This window comes from uncultured Duncaniella sp. (genome assembly GCF_910578445.1).
Lineage (GTDB): Bacteria > Bacteroidota > Bacteroidia > Bacteroidales > Muribaculaceae > Duncaniella.
Window position 1 is genome coordinate 60,050 of the sequence record NZ_CAJTQC010000006.1, and the last position, 24,560, is coordinate 84,609.

Genomic DNA, 24,560 nt, shown 5'->3' on the forward strand with positions numbered 1-24,560 from the left:
TTAATTTTACGCCAACCGACATCACCAGCTCAAACCAATCAGAATGAAACGCACCATTATTCTAATATCATGCCTGCTGACAGCGTTGTGCCAGATACAGCTGTCGGCAGCAGGGACTGATGTGACATACACTCCTTCGGCCGAAGTCATGAATTCACGTAATGAATTCGCAGCCGACCGTTTCGGCATCTTCATCCACTGGGGCATCTACAGCATGTTTGCCCGTGGAGAATGGTATCTCAACTATGGTCCAAAAGCCGACGAATATGCCAAAGCGGCCAAAGGGTTCTACCCGGCCGACTTCGATGCTGCCGCATGGATCTCGGCGATAAAGGATTCGGGAGCACGCTACATATGTTTCACTACACGCCACCACGATGGCTTTTCAATGTTCCACACCGCCGAATCGGACTATAATATAGTAGATGCGACACCATTCAAGCGCGATGTGCTCAAGGAGCTTTCTGACGAATGCCGGCGTCAGGACGTCAAACTCCACCTTTATTATTCACATATTGACTGGACACGCGACGACTATCCGTGGGGACGCACAGGCAGGACCACAGGCAAAGACTCTCTCAAGGCAGACTGGCCTCACTACTATGCGTTTATGAACCGTCAGCTGCGCGAGCTACTGACGAACTACGGTCCGATACGCGCAGTGTGGTTCGACGGATGGTGGGACCATGACGAAGACAAGACTCCGTTTGACTGGGAACTCCCTGAGCAATACCGCATGATCCACGAGCTGCAACCTGCATGTCTTATCGGCAACAACCATCACCAGACACCGTTTGAAGGCGAAGACATTCAGATTTTCGAACGAGACCTTCCGGGCGAAAACACTGCCGGGCTTTCCGGGCAGGCAATCAGCCGTCTGCCACTCGAAACATGCAATACGATGAACGGAATGTGGGGCTACAAAATCGAAGACACCAACTACAAAGACACGCGCACGCTCATCCACTATCTCGTGAAAACAGCCGGAATGGGGGCAAACCTGCTCCTGAACATAGGCCCGCAGCCAAATGGCGAGCTTCCGGCAGCCTCTCTCGACCGTCTCAGAGAGATGGGCAAATGGATGCGTGTTAACGGCGAAACCATCTATGGCACTTCGGCCGGGCCGTTCCCGGCTCAGGAATGGGGCACATGTACCGCCAAGGGGTCACGGCTTTTCGTACATCTTCTCACCCCCTCGTCGACGGACATTCTTCTCCCTGCCGACCTGAAAATCAAGAAAGCCGTAAACTTTGCCGACGGCTCGAAAGTGAAATTCTCCAAAAATGCCGACGGCATCACTCTTCATCTCGACTCTCTTCCCGAAAGCATTGACCACATCATTGAACTTGAGCTGAAATAACCGACAGCAAATGAGCGAGACAATCAACAACACGGACACAACCACATCAGAGACATCTCCACTGCTCGAAGTCTGCTGCGGAGACATCGCCAGCGTCCATGCGGCCATAGCCGGAGGGGCGCGACGCATCGAGCTTTGCAGCGCTCTGTCAGAAGGAGGTGTCACACCGTCGGCCGGACTAATCGCCCGTGCCGTCGGTTCGGGCATACAGACCGTCCATGTACTCATACGTCCGCGCGGAGGCGATTTCCTCTATGACGAGGACGAAATAAGCATAATGGAAACAGACATCCGACAGGCTGTCAGCGCCGGAGCACACGGAGTGGTCATCGGAGCTCTCACCACCGACGGGGCTATCGACACCACGGCCTGCCGACGTCTCATCAAAGCTGCCGAGGGACGTTCAGTCACCTTCCACCGCGCCTTTGACCTCTGTCGCGACCCTTACAAAGCCCTCGAAGACATAATCGCACTCGGCTGCGACCGCATACTCACCTCCGGGCTTGCCCCTTCGGCTCTCGAAGGAGCTGAAACACTCAGAAAACTCAACCGACAGGCCGACGGCCGCATCATCATCCTTGCCGGAGGAGGAGTCACGCCGAAAAATGCCCGTGAAATTCTTTCTGCATCCGGGGTGACAGAACTCCATGCCTCCGCCAAGACCACAGTCGGAAGCGGGATGCACTTCCGGCGCGACGCTGTCAGCATGGGCGTCCCCGACCGCGACGAGTACTCGCGTCAGGTAACAAACGCCGGAATTGTCGCAGAAATAATAAAAGTGATTTCCGAATGACGCGACCTTCCAACCGCCATTCTCAAACAATACCTTTCTGACATCATGAACACAAAAATCATATTTTCAATGCTTCTGGCGGCTGCCGGTGCGTCTCCGATTACATCCTTCGCGACCCCAAAGCCTGTCGACCCGATTGTCAGCAGCGATTTCAACTCCAAAGAGGCCTCTATAGGCGACGAATCGATAAACCGCTGGCTCTCATCAGCCCGGCTTAGTGCCGACGAAGAGGAAGCCATGAAATTTCTCTATGCCTACATGGTGCTTGCCGACCGCAACGGCTACACGCCTGAATTTTTCCTCACCAACGTCCGCTCGTCGCTCCGCGCCGCCGATGAGATGCCGTGGGGCAAGACCGTCCCAGAGAGAGAGTTCCACCACTTTGTGCTGCCGGTACGTGTCAACAACGAAAGCCTCGACCTCTCGCGTCCTGCTTTCTATGAAGAGCTGAAAGACCGCGTGAAAGGCCTGAGCATGAAGGAAGCCATACTCGAAGTCAACCACTGGTGTCATGAAAAAGCCACCTACCAGCCATCGGACGCACGCACAAGCAATCCGCTCAGCACCGTCAGTCAGGCCATCGGACGCTGCGGAGAGGAATCGACATTCACTGTGGCAGCACTGCGCTCGGTCGGCATCCCCGCGCGTCAGGTCTACACTCCGCGCTGGGCACATACTGACGACAACCACGCTTGGGTAGAGGCTTGGGCAAACGGAAAATGGTATTTCATCGGGGCGTGCGAACCTGAACCAATATTAAACCTCGCATGGTTCAACTCTCCGGCATCGCGCGGAATGCTCATGAACACCAAGGTTTTCGGCCGTTACGATGGGCCGGAGGAAGTGCTCGAGCGCAAACCGACCACCACTATTATAAATGTGACAGAAAACTATGCCCCGACACGCACGGTCAATGTCATCGTAAAAAACATCGACGGACGTCCGGTCGAGAACGCCACGGTCAACTTCTCGCTCTATAATTATGCCGAATTCTATCCCGTAGCCGTCAAAAAATCCGATTCCAACGGACACGCAAGCCTCAAAGGAGGCATCGGCGACTTCGTCATCTGGGCTTCTGACGGCAAAAACTTCGGCATAGCCAAAGCCGAAGGCTCAGACAAAAATGTGCAGGAAATCATACTTGACAAGAATTCCGACTGGACCGGTACTCTCGAACTGGACATCACACCGCCTGCCGCATCGGCCTCGCTCCCCTCGCCCACCCCGGAACAGCGTAGCCACAACGACCGCCTGACAGCCAAAGAGGACTCCATCCGCATGGCCTACGTAGCCACATTCGCCACGCCCGAAAGCGCATCAGCCTTGGCCGAACGCCTCGGCATTGACAAGAACAAGACTACGGAAATCCTGACACAATCACGCGGCAACCACTCAAACATCAGCAAATTTCTGACAGATATTCCTGCAAATCAGCGCAACAAGGCCCTGCGTCTGCTCCTCGCTGTTTCTGAGAAAGACCGCCGTGACATATCGGCCGAAGTACTCGCCGACCATCTCGCCACCCCCGACACGGACACGCCTCTCTTTGACCGCTACGTGATGAATCCGAGAGTCGAAAACGAGCCTTTGACACCATACAAGGCATTTTTCCGTTCAAAAATCCGACAGGAGGATGCACGCCACTATCGCTCCAACCCACAGGCATGGGTCGCATGGTGTCGCGACAACATTGCCACCGATACGGTCTGGAATCAACTCGGCATACCGATGTCGCCTGCGGCGGTATGGAATCTACGCACGGCCGACCGCCGTTCTCTCGACATATTCTTTGTAGCCTCGGCACGCAGCATGGGCATCCCCTCGCGTATCGACCCGGTGACAGGCAAAACGCAATATGCCGACGGCAACGGCAAATGGATTGACGTAAAATTGGCTGAAGAAGTCATTGCACCCTCCACCCCTAAAGGCCGGCTCGCTCTATCATTCACACCTTTAGGCCGTACCGTAGATCCAAAATATTACTCACAGTTCACCCTGTCGAAAATTGAAAACGGACTTCCCCGCCTGCTGGAATATGAGGAGACCGACACTTACAAATCCATCACCGACAACGGCCTCGAACTTGACGAGGGTCGCTATGCGCTCATCACCGGCCAGCGCATGGCCGATGGCGGTGTGCTCGCACGAGTCGACATTTTCAACATAAATGCCGGAACTACAGCCGAACGCCAACTTAAAATCCGTCAGGACAGCACCGAAGTTCAGGTAATCGGCTCGTTCAATTCCGAAAACCTCTACCACGACCTCGAATCCGACACAGACAAGAGCCTGCTCTCGACGACCGGACGCGGCTACTACATACTCGGTCTCATCCAGCCAAACCACGAACCGACAGCCCACAACCTCAACGACATTTCAGCACTTGCAGCCGAATTTGAGAAACAAGGCAACAAAATGGTGCTTCTGTTTGCCGACGAAAACGAAGCCGGGCGCTTCGACAAGAGCCGCTTCCCGTCGCTTCCGTCAAACGTGGTTCTCGGCACAGACCTCAACGGCACAATACTCCGTGAGGTCACCGCCAACCTGAATCTCCCGACCTCCGAACGTCCGATATTCATCATCGCCGACACATTCAACCGCGTGGTATTCCTCTCACAAGGCTACACCATCGGCCTCGGCGAAACTCTCACCGACATCCTCCACCGCATAGACTGATTCCCCACCTCCACTGAAATATCATCCAAGAGGCAGTCTAAAAGCCGCTATAGTTCAGAAGTTTAAATTGATTAACCCGAAGTTTTACAAAACATCCTCCGATTGCCCTACTTACAGGACATTTTATATTCTGCCGGTCCGATGCCATGTCTTTTTTTGAAAACCCTCTGAAAATACCGGGCATCTGAATAGCCGCACATAGCTGCAATTTCAGCCACGGATCTGTCACGCATATCATTGCTTCGCAACAGCTGGTCGGCCCGCTGCATCCGGGCTTCGATCAGCAGTTGTGCAGCCGAAACTCCAAGTTGCGACCGCAAGTGACGGTTAAGTGTCGAACGACTGGACGCGGCAGCCGCCGCCATCTCGTCAATGTTTGCGTCGGGATTGGCGATATTCTCCTCTATGTAGCGGCGCACCCGGTTGAGAAAGACCGCGTCCTCAGCTTTTTGACCCGGTGATATCGGCCGGATTTCCTCTTCCTGACATTCAACACTTCCATCGGTTGCATCACGCTCATTGAGCAGAGCCATATACTTGTCAAACAGCTCGGCACGTTGCAATCTCACATTTCTGACATAAAGCCAAATGGCTACACCACCGCCTGTTATCGCAATGGCCAAAAGGGCAAAAAGAGTCCGCGCCCACCATGTCTCATGCCAATACGGCTCGACTGTCACCAAGATTCTACCGGTATTTTCAACCCAGCGTCCATAACGGTCGGTAGACTGGACTTCAAGTTCGTGTGTCCCGGACGACATGTTAAAAAGAGTCACACTGCGATTGCGGTCAGCCGGAGTCCAAGGCGAACCGTCGACACGTGTACGGTAAAGAATTCCGCTATTGTCAACATAGTCTATGGCTGCAAAACCGACCGTGACGTTACGTTCAGACGCCTGAAGTTCGACAACCTTACGCCGCGCAAGACAAAATTCATCCGCGCCTCCGTTTACAGCGAGAGTGGTAAACACGACAGGCGGAATATAGCCCCGGGTATTGACCTGCTGAGGAGTGACCTGAAATGCGCCCTCGTCTGCGCCAAGAACCCAAGTTCCGTCTTCAAGAATCACAGGCGTTGTCTCCGCAAACCGACAGGTGTCAGCCCAAAAAGCATTGCCGAAATTCACCGTCTGTCCCGATTGCGGATTATAGGCCATGACATTGTCGCTCCCGACAATCATCAGCAGCGTATCTGCGACAAAAGTCATTGCGTTGCAGACATCCGACGGCAATGTCGACTCCTGACGGTTAAGATGGACAAACACGGGATGTTCGGAAAAAAGCGATTCCTCGCTTATAACGTCAACTCCCGAACTCCGTGTGCCGACATATATGTTTCCCGCCCCATCTTGAGCGAGACTCATTGTCGCATCACAACACAGGCTTCCGGCATCGTTGCCATCCCTACGGACACTTCGCAATTGTGTCTTCGAATAGTCCTGACTGTCAATATGCCCTATCATAAGCCCATCGTCAGTGGCGGCGACAAGATTTCCGGCCTCGGTGATAAGCAGTTTCCTGACCTTGCATCCGCCAAAAGACTCCGACAGATGCGGCCTGTCGGCATGCGGGTCAGGACAACATTTCACTCCCTCACCGAATGTAGCGACCCAAAGCCGCCCCTGACGGTCCTCCTTGATGTCATAAACAGCATTATCGGTAATGCTCTCTCCCCCTATCCGAAACAATGCACCCGGCTTACAACCGACCCACACATCGCCCTGCCCTGTCTGGAAGATGCAATATGGCGCTGAACGCAGAGGAATCACCTGCGACAGACTTCCATCTTCAGAATATACCCTTATCTCACGACTTTTGCGAAGCCCCACCCATAACCGTCCGTCATTACCGACGAGCAGCGAACGCGGATGACCGCCCTCTGTTCCTTCAATCACATGTGCAGGATGATGCGGTGAATAGCACTTGTATAGCCCGTAGAGGTCAGCCGTCCACCTGTTGCCCTGCCTATCGGTCAACCCATGCCATTTACGGCCCATCACTTTACGGAGTGAGTCAATGGCATGTGGCTCAATGTCATGAAACGTATATGTCGAAAGGTCAAATTCATGAATTCCTTCATCTGTCCGGCAGATGATATTTCCTCGCTCCGACAGCAGAATGTCGCGCAGGTGATTGGTGGAAATCGATGCGCCGTCGCCCGGACGGATTTTGACCCAATGGAAATCATAGCCGTCATAACAGTTCAGACCATTCCATGTGGCAAGCCACAGAAGTCCGCAACTGTCCGTCACCCCTCCGCCAACGAGGGTTGAGGCAAGTCCGCTGCGGTCGTCATAGCGCACCGTCAGCCGTTCCTGACCGGACAATATGAAACCAACGGTCAAGAGTACAGTAATAAGGATGGAGCGCATGAAAATCATTGGTGATATCAGGGTTATTTTGATTCAAAGATAGCGAATTTTTCCGATTCACGTCACTTTTGACCCGATTTTCATCTCGTTTGACCCGATTTTCAGCCATCATCGGACCAAGATACCATAACTTTGCATCATTAGAATCAACAAGAATTTTCTAACAGCATCCAACACCAAACCTTAAATTCAATCAAATTGAAACAGCAATGAAAATTACAAGAACCCTGCTGCTTCCGGCGCTGGCGGCTATGAGCCATCTTGCACTCGCGGCGGCCGACCAGACCACCGTAGCCCATTGGGAATTCACCACCGGCTACAATGAAACTAAAAACGGCACTACCGCCGTATATGTTCCCAATGACGCAGGCTGGACCGCTTCCGCCAACCAGAATTGGTCGAAGATTCAACCTTTTTTCCAGCCCAACACATGCGCCATGCTACCCGACAATTGCCTCGTCACACTTCACACAAGCGACGGTAAATGGCAACTGACATCAAGCGGATCGACCCCAAACTATCTGCTGCGCCTAAACACTGCATCGACCACAAACTTCACAGCCAAGGAGGACTACACAGACGGCACAAAACACGACCAGTTCTTTGAAATCTCCATGCCGACAGTCTCTCTCACCAACGTCAAACTAAATTTCGCTATCGGTGACGGTTCGGGGTCTTCGACAAAATTCGGCGTGGTCTATTCAACCGACGGCGGTAACACATGGACTATCCTTGACGACTACACTGCGGCAAACCACTGGAACAAGTATGAGGATGCGACCTACAGCCTCGATGCCGACAACCGCGAAAGTCTGATAGTGCGTATGCTCATCCAGTCAGCCACCAAAACGAGCAACTACAATCTGAAATATGTAAACATCCTTGCCGACGACTTCCAAGCCCCGAAGCTGGTCAGCATTACCCCTGCCAACGGCGAGACAGATGTCGTCACAACCGGCAAAGTGACACTGCTCTTCAACGAAAGCGTGACAGCCAAGGGCAACGCCAAAGGATCGCTCATCAACAATTCCACCAAAGTTTCTCAGGACATCATCCCGACAATCAGCAACAACAAGGTGACATACGCTTTCGATGAGCTTGACCTCACGACATCATATACGTTCAGCGTCGCCGCCAACTCGTTTGCCGACCTTGCCGGAAACGTATGCGACACACCGTTCAGCACCACGTTCACCACATCATCGTCGCGCCCGGTAGCGCCACCGGTGCTCAACAGCAAGAACCGTCTTTGGTACAACCGACCCGCCGCCTACTGGGAAGAAGCCCTGCCTCTCGGCAACGGACGTCTCGGAGCAATGGTGAGCGGCAGCGTCGCCATCGATACTCTCCAGCTCAATGAAGACACATTCTGGGGACAGTCGCCCAACTCAAACCATAACGACAAAGCACGCAACGTACTCTCGCAGGTGCAGGAATTAATCTTCAACAAGGACTACGCTTCCGCTCAGAAACTCGCAATCCCCAACTGGATGTCGAAAGGCTCACACGGCGCTCAGTATCAGGCTGCCGGATGTGTACTCGTAGGCTTCCCCGGACACCGTTATAATGATGACGAGTGGGGAGCCACACCCGACGCCAAAGATGTCCAAGGCTATGTACGCGACCTTGATCTTTCAAGAGCCGTTGCGACTACGACTTATGTGGCCGACGGCGTGACATATACACGAGAGGTATTCACATCATTCGCCGACAATGTGACAATAATGCGCATCGAGGCTTCCGAACCGGGCAAACTCGACTTTAACATCTGTTTCGCAGCCCCCATCAAGACAAACATGGAGAAACTCGGAGTCAATGAAATCACCCCCGACGGCATGATCAAGGCTTCGTTGATTCCGGCAAAGACACAGAGCGAAAACGTCGACAACAAGCTCAAATGCTATACATTCATCAAGGTTATAAACGAAGACGGAACCCAGAGCGCCACAACTAAGAGCAACGTGCTCCAACAGGGAATCGTGGCAGGCAACAAGGCCGCTCCTACCATCGAGGTCAAGAACGCCACAAGTGCCACTGTCATCATCTCGTCGGCGACAAATTTTGTCAACTACAATGACATCAGTGGCGATGCCGAAGCGACAGCCCTCGGATATATCACCGACTATCTCGCAAAGCACAAGGATTATGAGAGCTCACTTGCAAACCATTCCGACAAGTATGCCGACCAGTTTGCACGCGTCAGCCTCGATCTGGGTGAAAATCCTGAAAAAGAAATCAAGGACACCGAAAAGCGCATCAAAGAATTCTATACCGACGGCAATGACCCCGGACTGATTTCCAACTACTTCCAGTTTGGCCGCTACCTGCTCATCTGCTCGTCGCAACCCGGCACACAACCGGCCAACCTGCAGGGAATATGGAATCCTAATGCCCGCCAATATCCGGCATGGGATTCCAAATACACCTCTAACATCAATGTCGAGATGAACTACTGGGCGGCAGAAGTGGCAAACCTCACCGAATGCCATGAACCCTTCATTGAAATGGTCAAGGATGTATCGGTAACCGGCGCTGAGACAGCCGAAAAAATGTATGGCTCACGCGGATGGGTACTCCACCATAACACAGACATCTGGCGCACCACCGGTGCGGTCGACAATGGCCCTGTCGGCGTATGGCCTACATGCAACGCATGGTTCTGCTCTCATCTATGGGAAAAATATCTCTTCTCTGGCGACAAATCATATCTCGCCGAAATCTACCCTGTGCTCAAAGGATGCTCACAGTTCTTTCAGGACTTCCTTGTGAAAGACCCCAACACCGGCTACATGGTAGTGTGTCCCTCGAACTCACCGGAAAATCATCCGGGACTCGACTCATATATCAACGATGCAGGGTCGAAAGTCAACTGCGCCATGTTTGGCGGAGTCGCAATGGACAACCAGATGGTCTACGACGTTCTCAAAAACACCGCGGAAGCAGCGCGCATACTTGGTAAGGATGCTGAATTTGCCGATGAGCTTGATGCGCTCAAGACCCGGCTCACACCTTATAAGATAGGCAAATACGGTCAAATTCAGGAATGGCAGGAGGACTGGGACCGCGAATCGACTTCACACCGCCATCTCTCCCACCTCTGGGGCGCATATCCCGGCAATCAGGTGTCGCCCTATGAAAATCCGGTGTTATATCAGGGAGTTCACAAATCACTCGTAGGCCGTGGCGATGCCGCACGCGGATGGTCTATGGGCTGGAAAGTCTGCGAATGGGCGCGTATGCTTGACGGAGACCACGCTCTCTCCATCATCAAAAACCAGCTTCGTCTCGTATCGCCAAACATTACGATGTCTGACCCCAACGGCGGCACATATGCCAACATGTTCGATGCCCACGCTCCCTTCCAGATCGACGGCAATTTCGGCTGTTGCGCGGGCATAGCAGAAATGCTTCTTCAGTCCCATGCCGGATTCATCCATCTGCTCCCTGCCCTGCCGTCAAAATGGTCTGAAGGACAGGTCTGCGGTCTGCGCGCCCGCGGCGGATTTGAAATCACGGAACTGACATGGTTTAACGGCAAAGTCCAGACCGTAAAAATCAAATCGACAATCGGCGGAAATCTCCGTCTGCGTTCCAACACTCAGCTCATCATGGCAGATGGATCTACTCTGACCCCGGCGGAGGGCACAAACTCAAACGAGATAACCCGTCCCTACAACATGCCTGATCCGATTGTGGCCGACATGAAAAAAATACCGGAAACCATTCTGCCTCAGACATGGCTCTATGATATTCCTACAGTTGCCGGTCAGGAAATAACGCTCCGGCAAGGAACTTCTGGCATAGAAGAAGTAAGCGCCGAAAAGATGACAGCCAACAGCGACTGCTACAACATCCTCGGCCAGAAAATCTCCACCGAAACCAAGGGACTTGTCATAAGCAAAGGCAACAAGCACATCAAACGTTGATAGATGAAAACCCAAACTGTTGAATCAAGGCAAACTTACGATATAGACGCCTAAAACAGTCTCTAAACAATCAGGGCGTGGCCGATTCAAAATATCGGCCACGCCCTGATTGTTTATTTTTCATATACATGAGGGTTAATCCCGGTCATGCAATGAAATGTAATCTGCGTGATATATGATTTTATATGTCACTCCTCTATTGGCTTTTGACGGAGTGGTTTACTTTTTCTTCTTTGCAGGATCGCAGGTGAGACCTACGCCGAGTTTCTTGAAAATCTTATGGTCGACTTCGCCGAGCATCACTGTCGAGTGGACCTGACAGCCGTTGAGTTCGGGAAGTTTTTCAAGCGCGCGACGGCAATTCTCATCCTCTGTGCTCAATACTGACAGGGCGACAAGCACCTCGTCGGTGTGGAGACGCGGATTGCGGCTGCGCAGATAGTTGATTTTCGTATTCTGTATCGGTTCAATCATAGCCTGCGGGATGAGCTTGATCGAATGGTCAATTCCGGCAAGATATTTCACGGCATTGAGTATCAGAGCTGCACTCGGTCCGAGCAGCGAGCTTGTCTCGGCCGTGATGATAGTCCCGTCGGCAAGCTCGATGGCCGAACTTGGCACACCGCTGCGCTCGGCGCGCTCGCGGGCTGCAACTGTCGGGCGGCGATATGAGGTGTCAATCTTGGCCTGCTTGAACAGAAGAGCTATCTTGTTGACCTCAGCCTCATTGTCCTCGCCCTGTGCGAAACGGTTGAGAGCCGTGTAGTAGCGACGGATAATCTCATCTTTCGAAGCCCGGCAGCACACCTCATCGTCATTGATGCAGAAACCGACCATATTGACTCCCATATCAGTCGGCGACTTATAGGGGTTTTCGCCATAGATACCTTCGAAAAGCGCATTGAGCACAGGGAAAATCTCGATGTCGCGGTTATAGTTGATGGCCGTCTTGCCGTAGGCATCAAGATGGAAGGGGTCGATCATGTTGACATCGTTGAGATCGGCGGTCGCAGCCTCATAGGCGATGTTGACGGGATGCTTAAGAGGCAGACTCCACACAGGGAATGTCTCAAACTTTGCATAGCCGGCCTCGATGCCACGCTTGTGTTCATTGTAAAGCTGGCTCAGGCACACAGCCATCTTTCCGCTACCGGGACCGGGAGCAGTGACAATCACAAGCGGACGCGAGGTCTCGACATAGTCGTTGCGTCCGAAACCGTCGTCAGAGTCGATGAGATCGACGTTGGTCGGATAGCCCTCGATGGTGTAGTGATAATAGGTGGTGATGCCGAGTCGTTCGAGTCGCTGACGGAAAGCATCGGCGCTGCTCTGTCCGTTGTAGTGGGTGATGACTACCGACCCCACGAGGAAACCTCGTTTCTGGAACTCCTCGCGCAGGCGGAGCACGTCCATGTCGTAGGTGATGCCAAGGTCATTGCGCACCTTGTTTTTTTCGATGTCAAGGGCGCTGATGACTATCACAATCTCGGCCTGATCGCTGAGCTGGCTGAGCATACGGAGCTTGCTGTCAGGCTGAAAACCCGGAAGCACACGGCTCGCATGGTGATCATCAAACAATTTTCCTCCAAGTTCGAGGTAAAGCTTGTTGCCGAACTGAGCTATACGCTCTTTGATGTGTTCGGACTGAATCTTGAGATATTTCTCGTTGTCAAAACCGTATTTCATAACGGATTACAAAATTACGATATTTCAACGAACCGACAAAATTCCGACCAATCAAAATTATCCTAACCTATTTCCGCTCTCGTTCGCTGACGTGCCGCCTGCTTTGACTTTCGGCGAGCCAAGCGCCTGTCCTCACGCTCGATACGGCGTCGCTCGCTGCGGTTGAGCGTATTGACAGCCAAGCATCCGTTCTTATCATCACTACCTCTCAGACTCGATATTTTTTCGGCTTTTTCATTGCTGTGACCTTTCGACACCCTACGCTTGCGCGCCGCAGCCGAACGCGACATCACCTTGTCGATTTCAGAGCGCAACAATGTGAAAATCAACATCACTTCTGTTTCACAAGCCTGTCCGGAAAACTTATTTTCAAGTATATACCCGTCAATCACAGCCATCGCCCGGCCGAACAGTGACGGTTTGCCGATAAGACCACACGTATCCGCAACCCTTGTCCGCAAATCTTCATAAAACTTTTTCGATACCGGGAGTACATTGTCAGATTTTTTCGAACGACTGAGATGGCTTTTCATAGTTTGTGGAGTTCTGTATGTTGTGTTTGACATTAATTTTTCGCCTGAAGCTATTTTACTGCAAAGATAATAGCCACACCCCACCCCAAAAGTGCGATAATACAAAACTCCACCCCGACAAAAAAAGAAAAATCAGACAGTTAACTACTTATTAATCAAATGTGCAAGTTATTCATCAATTTAGTCAAACTCGACAGAAAGATTTTTAAGCGATTCGATTTATCTGGTGAGTAGCGTTTTTTCAACGTACTTTTTCTGAATATGCCTTTCGTAATAGCGCTTATATTTTAATTCGACACTACAATCAACCGCAGATATAGACTTCGTCAGAATAGATGCCACTTCCCGACAACCACAATCGCAAAATTTATTGGCCATACACAGTCTACAGTCCTCAGGTTGATAATTCCGACCTGTAAAGAGATTCCAATATTCGACATCTGTTATCAACGAAGGCTCAAAAATACTCCCTACCACTCTTGGCGAATGATTGCACACTCTTATGTGTCCGGATGCATCTACTACCATAAAATTACTTGCAGCCCCACATCTATATCCAATATTTAAATGCTTGTATTTCTGAGGGTCATCTATTGCGCAATATGGTATTTCAGTACCTGTATAACCTATGCGCCCTGAACGCTCAAGCACTTCCTCCGCAATATCCAGCATCTCATTAATCTCACTGACACTCAGACATAATTCTGACATATATTGCAGTCCACGTCCTCCCGGAAGAAAACGATTCAGCAATATATCATCCGCTCCATTAAGCAATGCCAACGCAATTGTCTCAAACAGTTCTGAGAGATTCTTTTTTGTAACTGTTATGTTGGCTGTGGTATGCAATCCAACTTTATTTGCCTTCTCAAACCATTCAAGCACATTATCCGCACCATCGACTCCCGTGTGCCATTCAAATGTCTCATAACCCGGTAGACTCATGCTCAGATGCACACCAAGTTCTTTAAATAATAATATCGACTCATCAGACATCAATCGTCCGTTGGATATAATTACAATCGGGTTATTCAATCCATGCTCTTTACCTTTTACACGTATATGACGCACAATTTCTTCCCAACCATCCTTTAACATAGCTTCTCCTCCTGACACAGAGAAGTATTCACATCCTTTTAAATAAAGCCTGTTTATTGTCTCTTTCCATTGGTGGACTGTCAGTTCTTTCCCTTTTTTATAAGTCGAAGATGGCGCATCCCAAGGGCAAAAACAGAATTTGCACTTATGATTGCATTTATATGTAAGTTCAAGAATTACGCTTTTGGGAAGATTTACCATTTTATTCAACTTTTATCCCTGTAAGATACTCAATAGCTTCAAAATCAAATTTTCCTGAATCTTTTATATCTTCAGGAAGTGTATATTCATGCTTTTCCCATTCTTCAAGAAAATCATATAAATTCTTCAGGTCGGATAGAAGAACCTGTTGTTTATCAATCACCGGATGCAGACTAAGATAGCTTTTTTCTTCACCTCGCTTACTATAAAAAATTGTAAATAGAGAATTCTTGTCTGCAACCTTGTCAAAATAATTTTTAGCAGCTTCGCTTATTCCCGTACATCTTGATTTTATAATGGATTTGATACAATCACCACATAAATATTGGATATCCATATCATATCCGAGCCTGTTTATTTTACAAATTTCTTCTGTTATTGATTTATATTCTCTTAATGTGACAATTATTTGGGGATGTGGTTCAGAACGACCATGATTCTCATAGTCCTCACAACTCCAAGACACAGTCTCTCCGTCTATTTTCACTGGGTCCATGGGTTCATAGCACGAGACAATTGCTATTCTATCTCTTATATCTCTGGCTTTCCTCTTTAAACCATTCAAAGCATCTTTTAATATATTTCTTGATAATTTATATTTAGTTCCCATTATAAACGATTATTTATTGGAATTTTTTTGGCTTATTGCCAATTTGACGAAATTCTCACACTTCGCTCTGTAGTCACTTTCGCTATAGAGATTTTCGACATAATAGGTCGGAATATTCTTATAGCCGAACTTGGCGCCAAGTATCGAGCAGGCAATTGCAGCGTTGGTGTCGGCATCTCCTCCCTCATTGACTACTGCAAGCAATCCATCCTCAAATGACGTGGAGTGCCAGTAGCACCACAAGGCACAGGCGAGTGTTCTTAACGTATAGCCTATTCCATGCGGTTCATCAAGACACAAGTCATCCAAACTGCCATTTTTAGCAAGTTCAATCCACTCACCAATGCGTGAATCATATCTTTCTGCGATTTTCAGAATTTCATCATAAGACAACTCTCTGTTATGCCAAACCAAATGATTGATAACTTGCGATGCGATTACACATGAACCAATGCAACGTGGATCATAATGAGTAACCATGCACGCAGTTGTAGCATTACTGTCAACATCGTCTTTCCACAGCCCAATCACAGAAGTTCTCATTATTGCGCCATTGGGCGCAGATTCACGATGAGATAATTCCCAATGTTCTTTAGCGACTTCAATAGGCTTGGCCGTATAATCTTGATGAGTAAGCACCTGATAGACAAGATTGCCACATCCGAAGCCATCGGTTTCAAGCCAATTTAAGAGACGTCGCGCCAAACTTTTATCTTCAATTTTACCGTTGGCAATCAGCTCATCCAAAAGACATAGCATCTGTTTGGTGTCATCATCCTGCCAGACCCCTAAACCCGACGGATAAAACTGATTGTAATAGCGCAACATTGGAGAAAAACGCTCTGAGACTTCCTTCTTGCTCATAAATTCGCTACATAATCCCAACGCATCTCCGATAGCCTGTCCATAAAGACAGCCCATCGTTCGGTCGTATATCTCTTCTTTGCTCATAATCCTATTATAAAAATTGCAGATAAAGATACCACTTTTATTTAAAAGGTAAAACGATTATCGGCTGGTATTTTTGTGATTCTTGGCTCTGTGGGTTGATCTGTGGTTTGATAACCACTGTTCGGCTTCCTCGTCAGAGGGCAATGAGACATAATAATCCTGTTCTTCCTTAGTGAGTTCGCCGCCAACAGCATAATTCAAATCTTCCCACATTTGGGCGATTCCCTTGTCATATTCCTCATTCTGTCGCTCGTATTCCGGAGTGCCCTCTTCAGGAAGTTCTACTTCAAGATGATGCTCACGAATCCAACGATTCATCTGTTTAAATGATACTGACATAAATTTTCATAAAAAACGTACCTTTTCCTGATTGGTCCTATAAAGTTGACTTTTTCAAGAAAAAGTACAAAAAGTACGGCCATTAAAAATCATCGATTTTTTAATGCCAAATTTATTGAAATGGCAAATGTGATAAAACACGCAATTGTGTTATCCCAATCAATGCCTGAAGATATTGGTAAAAATCTAACAAACAAATAGCAGACAAATGGCACGCTAAATCCAGACCATGTAATTTTATCGGTATATTTTTCATTTGCAAACACTGCGCATATTAAAGTCCCTATCCAACAAATTATATTATATATTATAATACGTGTGTGGAATATTTCACGTAAAGTCATCAATTGGATAATTTGAATAATATATGTCAGTGACTATTGCTCCGCACCCGACATATATGACAATCGCTAAAATAAATGCAACTATAATCATATTTAGATTTTCCTATTTAAAATTTATTCTAACTGTCTCTGAACCTTGTCTTTGTACTACAGTCACAAGATATATGCTATTCGTTTGAGCACTCCTATAGGCGGTAATTGACACATTTTTCCCTGAGATGCTTTTTGAAGCAGAATATGTGTCACCATTTCGTTTTTGTAAGGTTAATTCATCTCCACCCCAATTGATTACTACAAAGTTTTTCCTATCTGAAAGAAAAATTGATTGACAATCAAAAGAATGTGAAGTATAAGAACTTGAACCAGTTGTAATTGTGGCTTCTTTAGGCTTAAATACTTGTTGGGTATAAGATGATTGAACTTGAATTCTTAAAGGGACAACATCTAATTTTCGTTTAATTTGAGAATTAGTTTTATGCTGATTCGCCATAATATTATGAGACGAATAATGCGTATTATATTCATCAATATTCACACGATCAACTTCTAATAATATATCCCATGCTTTCCTTACTCTATTGTAGGCCGTAGTCAAATCTATGTTCTGTTCTCTACATTTGTTTTTAGCACTCGTATTACTCATATAGAAACTTAAATCATAAAGATGCAAATTTTTAGAGTTCAATCCGATAGTTAAAAAATCGCCAATGCTAAACTGAGGATTATAGAGTACGTTTAGAAAAAAATCATTATTTGCTGAAAATGAAGATGAATTTGATTGCGCCGATAAATCTTGACGTGGGAAAATTATCGCTACAAAAAATGATATTAAAACAAAAAGACGTTTCATATTTATATTTATTCAGTAGAAAATTCTATGTAATCACCATTTTTTATCATATAGTCAATCGCTCCATCAATAAAGGTTGCCACGTACCCCATTGCATCGAATTTGCCAGGCGTATTTTTAAGTGTCCCAGAACTATCGTTCAAAACTCGCCGTAAGTCCCTCCGAACAGTCCCTTTGGCAATCTGTTTTACTGCAATGGAATACGCTTCCATGAAAGCATCACGGTTTTTACCTTTTATCATTGTTTTCGCATACCCATTAACATTGTGCTCAAGCATCCTAATAAGCCTATTATTATCTAAGACATAGTATCCTGCGACAAATTCAGTTTTCGTTGAATATCTCGACTGAGCAGCGACAGACATAATCGACTGCAGGAAACAAAATAGGAATATGATTTTTTTCATAAACATATGTTTTTATAATTGTATTACTTTCTTTTTAATTCATAACAATATTTTTTCATATTGTAAATACTTTTAAGTATTTGTTCTGAATTAATAATTGTATCATAAATGTATATTATAGCACCTTTATCTCCTTTTAAATAACCAACTACTATTTGTTGAGTTGGATGGGTATCAAGTTCTCCCATAACTAAAATCATATTCTCTCCGTCATCACTCCATGTGAGATTTTTTACCACCTGAGCATTTTTTACGTTTTCATTCTCAAAAAGTACAAAAAGAATTTTTGAATCATGCTTCATAAATGCTAATTCATAATTATTCATTTTCGTGCCATCTTTTAATGATAGATCACTGAACAAAGTTATAACCTCTGCTGCCTCAGTTGTCATTACCGTCATAATTATCGCAATAAATATGCAAATTTTTGCTCTGAAGTTTGCCATATTTTTATTATTTAATTGACATTCTATTTAGACACAACGGCGACACCGAATAATATGGCCGCTATTATCATTATTATCATGCACCCACAGCCTTCATCTTTTTTTCCATTTTCGTCTTTTAAATTAAAATATCCGATAATGGATATTACTAACAGAATGATTAATCCGATTAATCCAACTTCTGGTGAAATCCAACTTCCCCCATCTTCATCAATTAATCTTCCATGGTCTTGTGGAGCGGCCAAAAGGATGGACGGTATTAAACTTGAAAGAATCAGGCTTGATAATCTCATTCCCATAATAATTAAACGTCGAATTCTCTCATCCTCCTTTGAGATTTAAGGTATAGACATAAAAAAGGTGTGAGGAATGTATCTTGTTTTATCTCATTATCAGGTCTTGGCGTACCTATGCAGTGGATAAAACAATAGCCCCACACCGATAGAGCTATATAAACTGTCAGTCACGACAGGGTATATGCTACCGATGCAGGTGCTATTGCCAACTTTATCTTCACTGCATTATAAAACCGCCAAGTTTGATAATGATAGATAAAATTTCAATAACACCTTTTATTAAAAATAAAATGTTGAACCGTCGGTGACTCTTCACCCTGATTCTCCGCAAAGATACATAAAAAATGTTATTGTCGGGGGCTTTTCATAAAAAATTTAAACAACTAATATTTTTCAGAATCTTCCCTATTCTAACATTTGATTAAACACAAATACAAAATCTGAAAATTATAGACAGATTTCACTATCTCATGAACACACCAACAATCACCACATCAAAACTCCTCCCCGACAAAAAAAGAAAAATCAGACAGTTAGAATCTACTAACTATCTGATTTTCAATAAGAGCGGCAAACGAGGCTCGAACTCGCGACCCTCAGCTTGGGAAGCTGATGCTCTACCAACTGAGCTACTGCCGCATATATTTTCAACCTTTATCACGAGGGCTGCTGACACGATGTCCGGTGTCCCGAACCAAATCAATGACGCAACCGACTATCGGCTGTTTGTGAGTGCAAATTTAAGCGTTTTTTCTGTTTTATGAAAATTATTTTCAATTTTATTTTTAATCAACCGACACGAATTATATCTATTGTTTCAGCCAAATAACTTAACTTTGCACCATGCTTGTCAGGCGCGTATGGCCAATTCCCCACCCCGAGGCCAAGCCCTGACGATGAATAACTCCACTTGTGACACAGCAAAACTAATGAACCGAAGACACTTTTGCAAGATAGCATCGCTCGCGGTCGGAGCTTTAGGCATCAACGGCGCGTCGGCTTTCGCAGCCGGACGACACGACAGAAGCCAGACGGCCACGCAGGCGACCGTTGCCCGCAGATGCCGGGTGACGGTGTTGCGACGCGAATGCCATCTTGACCTTCAGGCTCTGTTTCTCGACGACCCGGACTCCGGGCCTTGCGAACTGTTCAGATCAGGCGACGACTTCACATTTCAGGCCGGTCAAAACTGTCCTGCCGGCTTCTGTCCGCGACTATGGGAAATGATATGCTCGGCAATGGCAAGCGACCACAAATGCGCCATGCCCAACGACCGGTCGACTGTGATATTATCATGCCCCGACGGGACGCGACCGGTGATCGTGAGAGTCGACAGCCTTTAGCGGTCTCTCATCAAAGCCCTGTCAGAAAGACAATAAACCCCACAAATTTCAACTATATCGAAAAATGAAGAAAATCTCAATCCTCGCAGCGTCAGCCGCAATGTCATTATTGGCCATAGCCTCCTCGTGTACAAACGATAAAACATGCCAGCAGACTTCATCGTCGACCGATGATGCTATCGCCAACATCATGACACGCACAAGTGTCCGCGACTACACCTCCACACCTATTTCAGAAGCTACAATCGACACCCTTCTCCGCGCCGGAATGGCCGCGCCAACAGCCCGCAACAAACAACCGTGGAAATTCATTGTCGTCAACCAGCGCGAACTGCTCGACAGCATCGCCAAAGGCAACTGGCGACCCGCCGCCAAAGCACAGGCTGCTATTGTGGTGTGCGGCGACATCAGCGACCCGCTGCCCGGTGAAGGCAAGGACTACTGGGTGCAGGACTGCTCGGCTGCGACCGAAAACATCCTCCTCGCCGCCCATGCCGTCGGGCTCGGCGCAGTATGGTGTGGATGCTATCCCATCAGCGAACGCGTGGAAATGGTCAAGACCACATTCGCCATCCCCGACTCCATCATTCCGCTCAGTGTCGTGATGCTCGGCTACCCGACAGGCCCGCAAGAACCAAAAGACAAATACAAGCCTGAAAACATCCACTACAACAAGTGGTAAGCCGACATATATTCCAAAATCTTACCGCCGGATTATGACCCTGTGGCCGACAGGCACAGAGAGCCATAATCCGGCTTCTTTTTGCTCACAATCCATTCAAGTGTGTAAAGTTAGGATTTTCGGGAAATATTTACTACTTTTGCAAAAATTTTAGCTAACCATACCTACAAAATATAAATATTGTCTCGAAATGTCAAAGAGATTCCCTGAATATAACGGCTTGAAGCTGCCAGAAATCAATGATTCTGTCCTTGAACAGTGGGGAAACGAGAACGTGTTTGCCCGCACGATGTCCGAACGTGAGGGCTGTTCCTCGTTCGTATTCTTCGAAGGTCCTCCATCGGCCAACGGCAAACCCGGCATCCACCACGTGCTTGCCCGCACAATCAAGGATATTTTCTGCCGCTACAAGACCATGCAGGGCTTTCAGGTGAAGCGTAAAGCCGGATGGGACACCCACGGTCTGCCCGTCGAGCTTGGCGTCGAAAAAAACCTCGGCATCACCAAGGAAGACATCGGCAAGAAAATCTCGGTTGACGAATATAACGCCGCATGCCGTCGAGAAGTGATGAAATATACCGGCGAATGGGAGGATCTCACACGCCGCATGGGCTACTGGGTCGATATGCCAAACGCCTACATCACATACGACAACCGATATATCGAGACCGTATGGTGGCTGCTCGGCCAACTTTATGAAAAAGGTTATCTCTATAAAGGTTACACCATCCAGCCCTACTCGCCCGCAGCCGGCACAGGCCTCAGCTCACACGAGCTCAACCAGCCCGGATGTTACCGCGACGTGAAGGACACCACATGCGTGGCACAGTTCCGTGTAGTCGACAACGACAACCCGTCGCTCGCACCCTACCGCGAACTTCTGTTCAAATGGGGAACTCCCTATTTCCTCGCATGGACCACTACTCCGTGGACACTCCCCTCAAACACCGCACTTGCCGTAGGCCCGGAAATCACATATAACATCGTCCGCACCTACAATCCATATTCAGGCAAACCCATCACTGTTGTCGCTGCCGACGCTCTCATGGGCTCGCTCTTCAACCCGAAAGCCAAGGGACTGGCTCTCGACAGCTATTCGAAAGGCGACAAACTGATTCCCTATGAAGTTGTCGCTCAGGTAAAGGGCCTTGACCTTGTAGGCATCGACTACGAGCAGCTTCTCCCGTGGGTCAACCCCGGCGAAGGCGCATTCCGTGTAATCCCGGGCGACTACGTGACCACTGAAGACGGTACGGGTATCGTCCACATTGCAGGCACATTCGGTGCTGACGACCTCCGTGTGTCGCGCCAGAACAACATCCCGCCGCTCCACCTCATTGACCGCGACGGCAATATCCGTCCGATGGTCGACCTGACAGGCCGTTTCTATCTCCTTTCGGACCTCGATCCGAAATTCGTAGAGGAAATGGTCGATGTGGAAGCCTACACCCCTTGGCAGGGACAATATGTCAAGAACGCCTACGATTCCGAAGCGACTGCAGAGACCGAGACTCTCGACGTGAAAATCTGCATGGAGCTCAAGGCCACCGACAAGGTGTTCAAGATTGAAAAGCATACCCACAACTATCCCCACTGCTGGCGTACCGACAAACCGGTGCTCTACTATCCGCTCGACTCTTGGTTCATCAAGACCACAGCCGTGCGCGAACGTCTCATGGAGCTCAACGAAGGCATCAAGTGGAAACCCGCCTCTACCGGAAGCGGACGTTTCGGCAAATGGCTTGAAAACCTTCAGGACTGGAACCTCTCGCGTAGCCGCTACTGGGGTACACCGCTCCCGATCTGGCGCACCGAGGATGCCAAGGAAGAACTTTGCATCTCGTCTGTCGAACAGCTTTTCAATGAAATCGAACGTGCGGTTGCAGCCGGCGTCATGACAGAGAACCCCTATCGCAAAGCCGGATTCGAACCCGGCAAGTTCGATAAGGAAAACTACGAGAAGATTGACCTTCACCGTCCTTATGTCGACGACATCGTCCTCGTGTCACCCTCCGGCAAGCCCATGCGTCGCGAAAAAGACCTCATCGACGTGTGGTTTGACTCAGGCTCGATGCCCTACGCACAGATCCACTATCCGTTCGAAAACAAGGACGCGTTTGACAACCGCGAAGTATATCCCGCCGATTTCATCGCCGAAGGCGTCGACCAGACCCGCGGATGGTTCTTCACCCTCCATGCTATCGCAGGAATGGTGTTTGACTCCATCTCCTACAAGACTGTCATATCCAACGGACTTGTCCTCGACAAATATGGCAACAAGATGTCAAAGCGTCTGGGCAACGCCGTCGATCCCTTCGGACAGATCAGCCAGTATGGCGCTGACCCTGTGCGCTGGTACATGATTTCCAACTCATCGCCGTGGGACAACCTGAAATATGACGAAAAGGGCGTGCTTGAAACCTCGCGCAAGCTTTTCTCCACATTATATAATACATACAGTTTCTTCGCCCTCTATGCCAATGTTGACGGCTTCGACGCAGAAGCTCCGCAAGTGCCGGTGAGCGAACGTCCAGAAATTGACCGCTGGATTCTCTCGCTCCTCAATTCGCTCGTCAAGGAAGTTTCTGAAGCACTTGACGACTACGAACCGACACGCGCCGCACGCGCCATCGGCGACTTCGTCGGCGACAACCTCTCCAACTGGTATGTACGCCTCAACCGCAAACGCTTCTGGGGTGGCGAAATGACCACTGACAAGCTTGCTGCCTATCAGACACTCTACACCTGCCTGAAGACAGTAGCGCTCCTCATGGCCCCCTTCGCACCCTTCTATGCCGACCGTCTTTACCGCGACCTCACCGGCTCGACAGAGTCAGTCCACCTCGACCGCTTCCCCGTGGCCGACGACTCACTCATCGACAACGAACTTGAAGCGCGCCAGAAACTCGCTCAGGACATCACATCAATGGCTCTCGCACTCCGCCGCAAGGTCAATCTCAAAGTGCGCCAGCCACTGCAGACCATCATGGTCCCCGTGGCCGACGAAAACCGTCGCAAAGCACTCGAAGCCATCATGGAACTCGTCAAGAGCGAAATCAATGTCAAGGATCTTAAAATTGTTGGCAACGACGAAGGCATCCTCGTCAAGAGCGTCAAACCCGACTTCAAAAAACTCGGTCCGAAGTTCGGAAAGCAGATGAAGGCCGCAGCCGAAATCATCAAGAATCTTGATGCCAAGGCAATAGCCACACTCGAACGCGACGGTCGACTGACATTTGACCTCAACGGCACTCCCGCCGACCTTGACATTGCCGATGTCGAGATAATCTCCGAAGATATCCCCGGCTGGCTCGTGGCCAACGAAGGCAACCTCACCATTGCCCTCGATGTCACCGTCACTCCCGAACTTCGACGCGAAGGCATCGCCCGCGACATCGTCAACCGTATTCAGAATATCCGCAAGTCGCGCGACTATGACATCACCGACCGCATCGCCCTCACCTTCGCACCCGCCGAAGCCACCGACGACGCTATCCGTGACTTCGCCGACTACATCTCGCGTCAGGTACTCGCGACTTCACTCGAAATCGCGCCCATAGCCGACGGCGACGAAGGCGTAGAGGAACTGAACATGGACGACATCACCGCCAAGGTCAAAATTACACTTGCTACATCTTGAACACAAC

At 48.7% G+C, this 24,560-nt stretch carries 18 protein-coding genes and 1 tRNA gene; 7 read left to right on the forward strand and 12 right to left on the reverse strand.

The features are described from left to right. The first annotated feature begins 43 nt into the window (after positions 1-43). From QZ311_RS04420 to QZ311_RS04430, 3 genes are read left to right on the forward strand one after another with little or no spacing between them, the layout of a single operon-like run. Entirely contained in the window at positions 44-1,360 is a 1,317-nt protein-coding gene (locus QZ311_RS04420; protein WP_297064499.1) for an alpha-L-fucosidase, read from the forward strand. Positions 1,361-1,370: 10 nt separating this feature from the next. Beyond that, positions 1,371-2,153: a copper homeostasis protein CutC gene (locus QZ311_RS04425; RefSeq protein WP_297064502.1), complete on the forward strand. Its 783-nt coding sequence runs from the start codon at positions 1,371-1,373 to the stop codon at positions 2,151-2,153. A gap of 45 nt (positions 2,154-2,198) precedes the next feature. After that, positions 2,199-4,829: a transglutaminase domain-containing protein gene (locus QZ311_RS04430; RefSeq protein WP_297064505.1), complete on the forward strand. Its 2,631-nt coding sequence runs from the start codon at positions 2,199-2,201 to the stop codon at positions 4,827-4,829. A gap of 107 nt (positions 4,830-4,936) precedes the next feature. Here the strand turns inward: QZ311_RS04430 and QZ311_RS04435 are convergent, their stop codons facing one another. Continuing rightward, positions 4,937-7,210, reverse strand: coding sequence for a helix-turn-helix domain-containing protein (locus QZ311_RS04435; RefSeq protein WP_297064507.1), 2,274 nt, complete (start codon positions 7,208-7,210; stop codon positions 4,937-4,939). 200 nt (positions 7,211-7,410) lie between these two features. Between QZ311_RS04435 and QZ311_RS04440 the strand changes: the two genes are divergently transcribed. Next, a complete protein-coding gene (locus tag QZ311_RS04440) occupies positions 7,411-11,127 on the forward strand; it encodes a glycoside hydrolase N-terminal domain-containing protein (RefSeq protein ID WP_297064510.1) in 3,717 nt (1,238 codons plus the stop codon). A 219-nt stretch (positions 11,128-11,346) separates the two neighbouring features. Here the strand turns inward: QZ311_RS04440 and QZ311_RS04445 are convergent, their stop codons facing one another. The 11 genes from QZ311_RS04445 to QZ311_RS04495 form a co-directional block, all read right to left on the reverse strand. Further along, the gene (locus QZ311_RS04445; protein WP_297064513.1) at positions 11,347-12,813 is read right to left on the reverse strand and encodes a DUF1846 domain-containing protein; all 1,467 of its coding nucleotides are present in this window, start codon (positions 12,811-12,813) and stop codon (positions 11,347-11,349) included. A gap of 62 nt (positions 12,814-12,875) precedes the next feature. Further along, positions 12,876-13,346, reverse strand: coding sequence for a hypothetical protein (locus tag QZ311_RS04450; protein ID WP_297064516.1), 471 nt, complete (start codon positions 13,344-13,346; stop codon positions 12,876-12,878). Positions 13,347-13,565: 219 nt separating this feature from the next. Next, positions 13,566-14,645 (reverse strand): radical SAM protein, encoded by a 1,080-nt coding sequence (locus QZ311_RS04455; protein ID WP_297064519.1) that lies wholly within the window; start codon positions 14,643-14,645, stop codon positions 13,566-13,568. Between the two features lies 1 nt (position 14,646). Continuing rightward, entirely contained in the window at positions 14,647-15,255 is a 609-nt protein-coding gene (locus QZ311_RS04460; protein ID WP_297064522.1) for a hypothetical protein, read from the reverse strand. A gap of 9 nt (positions 15,256-15,264) precedes the next feature. After that, entirely contained in the window at positions 15,265-16,206 is a 942-nt protein-coding gene (locus QZ311_RS04465) for an ADP-ribosylglycohydrolase family protein (protein WP_297064524.1), read from the reverse strand. Between the two features lie 57 nt (positions 16,207-16,263). Beyond that, positions 16,264-16,524, reverse strand: coding sequence for a hypothetical protein (locus QZ311_RS04470; RefSeq protein WP_297064528.1), 261 nt, complete (start codon positions 16,522-16,524; stop codon positions 16,264-16,266). Positions 16,525-16,992: 468 nt separating this feature from the next. Further along, positions 16,993-17,739, reverse strand: a complete 747-nt coding sequence (locus tag QZ311_RS04475) for a hypothetical protein (RefSeq protein ID WP_297064531.1) — start codon at positions 17,737-17,739, stop codon at positions 16,993-16,995. An 8-nt stretch (positions 17,740-17,747) separates the two neighbouring features. Next, the gene (locus QZ311_RS04480; RefSeq protein WP_297064534.1) at positions 17,748-18,146 is read right to left on the reverse strand and encodes a hypothetical protein; all 399 of its coding nucleotides are present in this window, start codon (positions 18,144-18,146) and stop codon (positions 17,748-17,750) included. 23 nt (positions 18,147-18,169) lie between these two features. Continuing rightward, the gene (locus QZ311_RS04485; RefSeq protein ID WP_297064537.1) at positions 18,170-18,592 is read right to left on the reverse strand and encodes a hypothetical protein; all 423 of its coding nucleotides are present in this window, start codon (positions 18,590-18,592) and stop codon (positions 18,170-18,172) included. Positions 18,593-18,615: 23 nt separating this feature from the next. Next, on the reverse strand, positions 18,616-18,891 hold the full coding sequence (locus QZ311_RS04490) for a hypothetical protein (protein WP_297064540.1): 276 nt from the start codon (positions 18,889-18,891) through the stop codon (positions 18,616-18,618). A 563-nt stretch (positions 18,892-19,454) separates the two neighbouring features. Continuing rightward, positions 19,455-19,527 (reverse strand) — tRNA-Gly (locus tag QZ311_RS04495). 290 nt (positions 19,528-19,817) lie between these two features. Between QZ311_RS04495 and QZ311_RS04500 the strand changes: the two genes are divergently transcribed. From QZ311_RS04500 to ileS, 3 genes are all read left to right on the forward strand, one after another. Continuing rightward, positions 19,818-20,231 carry a TIGR04076 family protein gene (locus tag QZ311_RS04500; protein WP_297064544.1) on the forward strand — a complete coding sequence of 138 codons (414 nt, stop codon included), beginning with the start codon at positions 19,818-19,820 and terminating at the stop codon, positions 20,229-20,231. A 64-nt stretch (positions 20,232-20,295) separates the two neighbouring features. Next, on the forward strand, positions 20,296-20,913 hold the full coding sequence (locus QZ311_RS04505; RefSeq protein ID WP_297064547.1) for a nitroreductase family protein: 618 nt from the start codon (positions 20,296-20,298) through the stop codon (positions 20,911-20,913). 190 nt (positions 20,914-21,103) lie between these two features. Then, positions 21,104-24,553 (forward strand): isoleucine--tRNA ligase, encoded by a 3,450-nt coding sequence (gene ileS, locus QZ311_RS04510; protein ID WP_297064552.1) that lies wholly within the window; start codon positions 21,104-21,106, stop codon positions 24,551-24,553. Positions 24,554-24,560 lie beyond the last annotated feature (7 nt).

Bases quoted from the DNA above. Each gene is read 5' to 3' on its own strand.
- QZ311_RS04435 (WP_297064507.1), bottom strand. From the start codon at position 7,210: ATGATTTTCATGCGCTCCATCCTTATTACTGTACTCTTGACCGTTGGT.
- QZ311_RS04505 (WP_297064547.1), top strand. From the start codon at position 20,296: ATGAAGAAAATCTCAATCCTCGCAGCGTCAGCCGCAATGTCATTATTG.
- QZ311_RS04420 (WP_297064499.1), top strand. From the start codon at position 44: ATGAAACGCACCATTATTCTAATATCATGCCTGCTGACAGCGTTGTGC.
- QZ311_RS04465 (WP_297064524.1), bottom strand. From the start codon at position 16,206: ATGAGCAAAGAAGAGATATACGACCGAACGATGGGCTGTCTTTATGGA.
- QZ311_RS04430 (WP_297064505.1), top strand. From the start codon at position 2,199: ATGAACACAAAAATCATATTTTCAATGCTTCTGGCGGCTGCCGGTGCG.
- QZ311_RS04480 (WP_297064534.1), bottom strand. From the start codon at position 18,146: ATGAAAAAAATCATATTCCTATTTTGTTTCCTGCAGTCGATTATGTCT.
- QZ311_RS04450 (WP_297064516.1), bottom strand. From the start codon at position 13,346: ATGAAAAGCCATCTCAGTCGTTCGAAAAAATCTGACAATGTACTCCCG.
- ileS (WP_297064552.1), top strand. From the start codon at position 21,104: ATGTCAAAGAGATTCCCTGAATATAACGGCTTGAAGCTGCCAGAAATC.
- QZ311_RS04445 (WP_297064513.1), bottom strand. From the start codon at position 12,813: ATGAAATACGGTTTTGACAACGAGAAATATCTCAAGATTCAGTCCGAA.
- QZ311_RS04455 (WP_297064519.1), bottom strand. From the start codon at position 14,645: ATGGTAAATCTTCCCAAAAGCGTAATTCTTGAACTTACATATAAATGC.
- QZ311_RS04485 (WP_297064537.1), bottom strand. From the start codon at position 18,592: ATGGCAAACTTCAGAGCAAAAATTTGCATATTTATTGCGATAATTATG.
- QZ311_RS04475 (WP_297064531.1), bottom strand. From the start codon at position 17,739: ATGAAACGTCTTTTTGTTTTAATATCATTTTTTGTAGCGATAATTTTC.
- QZ311_RS04460 (WP_297064522.1), bottom strand. From the start codon at position 15,255: ATGGGAACTAAATATAAATTATCAAGAAATATATTAAAAGATGCTTTG.
- QZ311_RS04470 (WP_297064528.1), bottom strand. From the start codon at position 16,524: ATGAATCGTTGGATTCGTGAGCATCATCTTGAAGTAGAACTTCCTGAA.
- QZ311_RS04425 (WP_297064502.1), top strand. From the start codon at position 1,371: ATGAGCGAGACAATCAACAACACGGACACAACCACATCAGAGACATCT.
- QZ311_RS04440 (WP_297064510.1), top strand. From the start codon at position 7,411: ATGAAAATTACAAGAACCCTGCTGCTTCCGGCGCTGGCGGCTATGAGC.
- QZ311_RS04490 (WP_297064540.1), bottom strand. From the start codon at position 18,891: ATGGGAATGAGATTATCAAGCCTGATTCTTTCAAGTTTAATACCGTCC.
- QZ311_RS04500 (WP_297064544.1), top strand. From the start codon at position 19,818: ATGAACCGAAGACACTTTTGCAAGATAGCATCGCTCGCGGTCGGAGCT.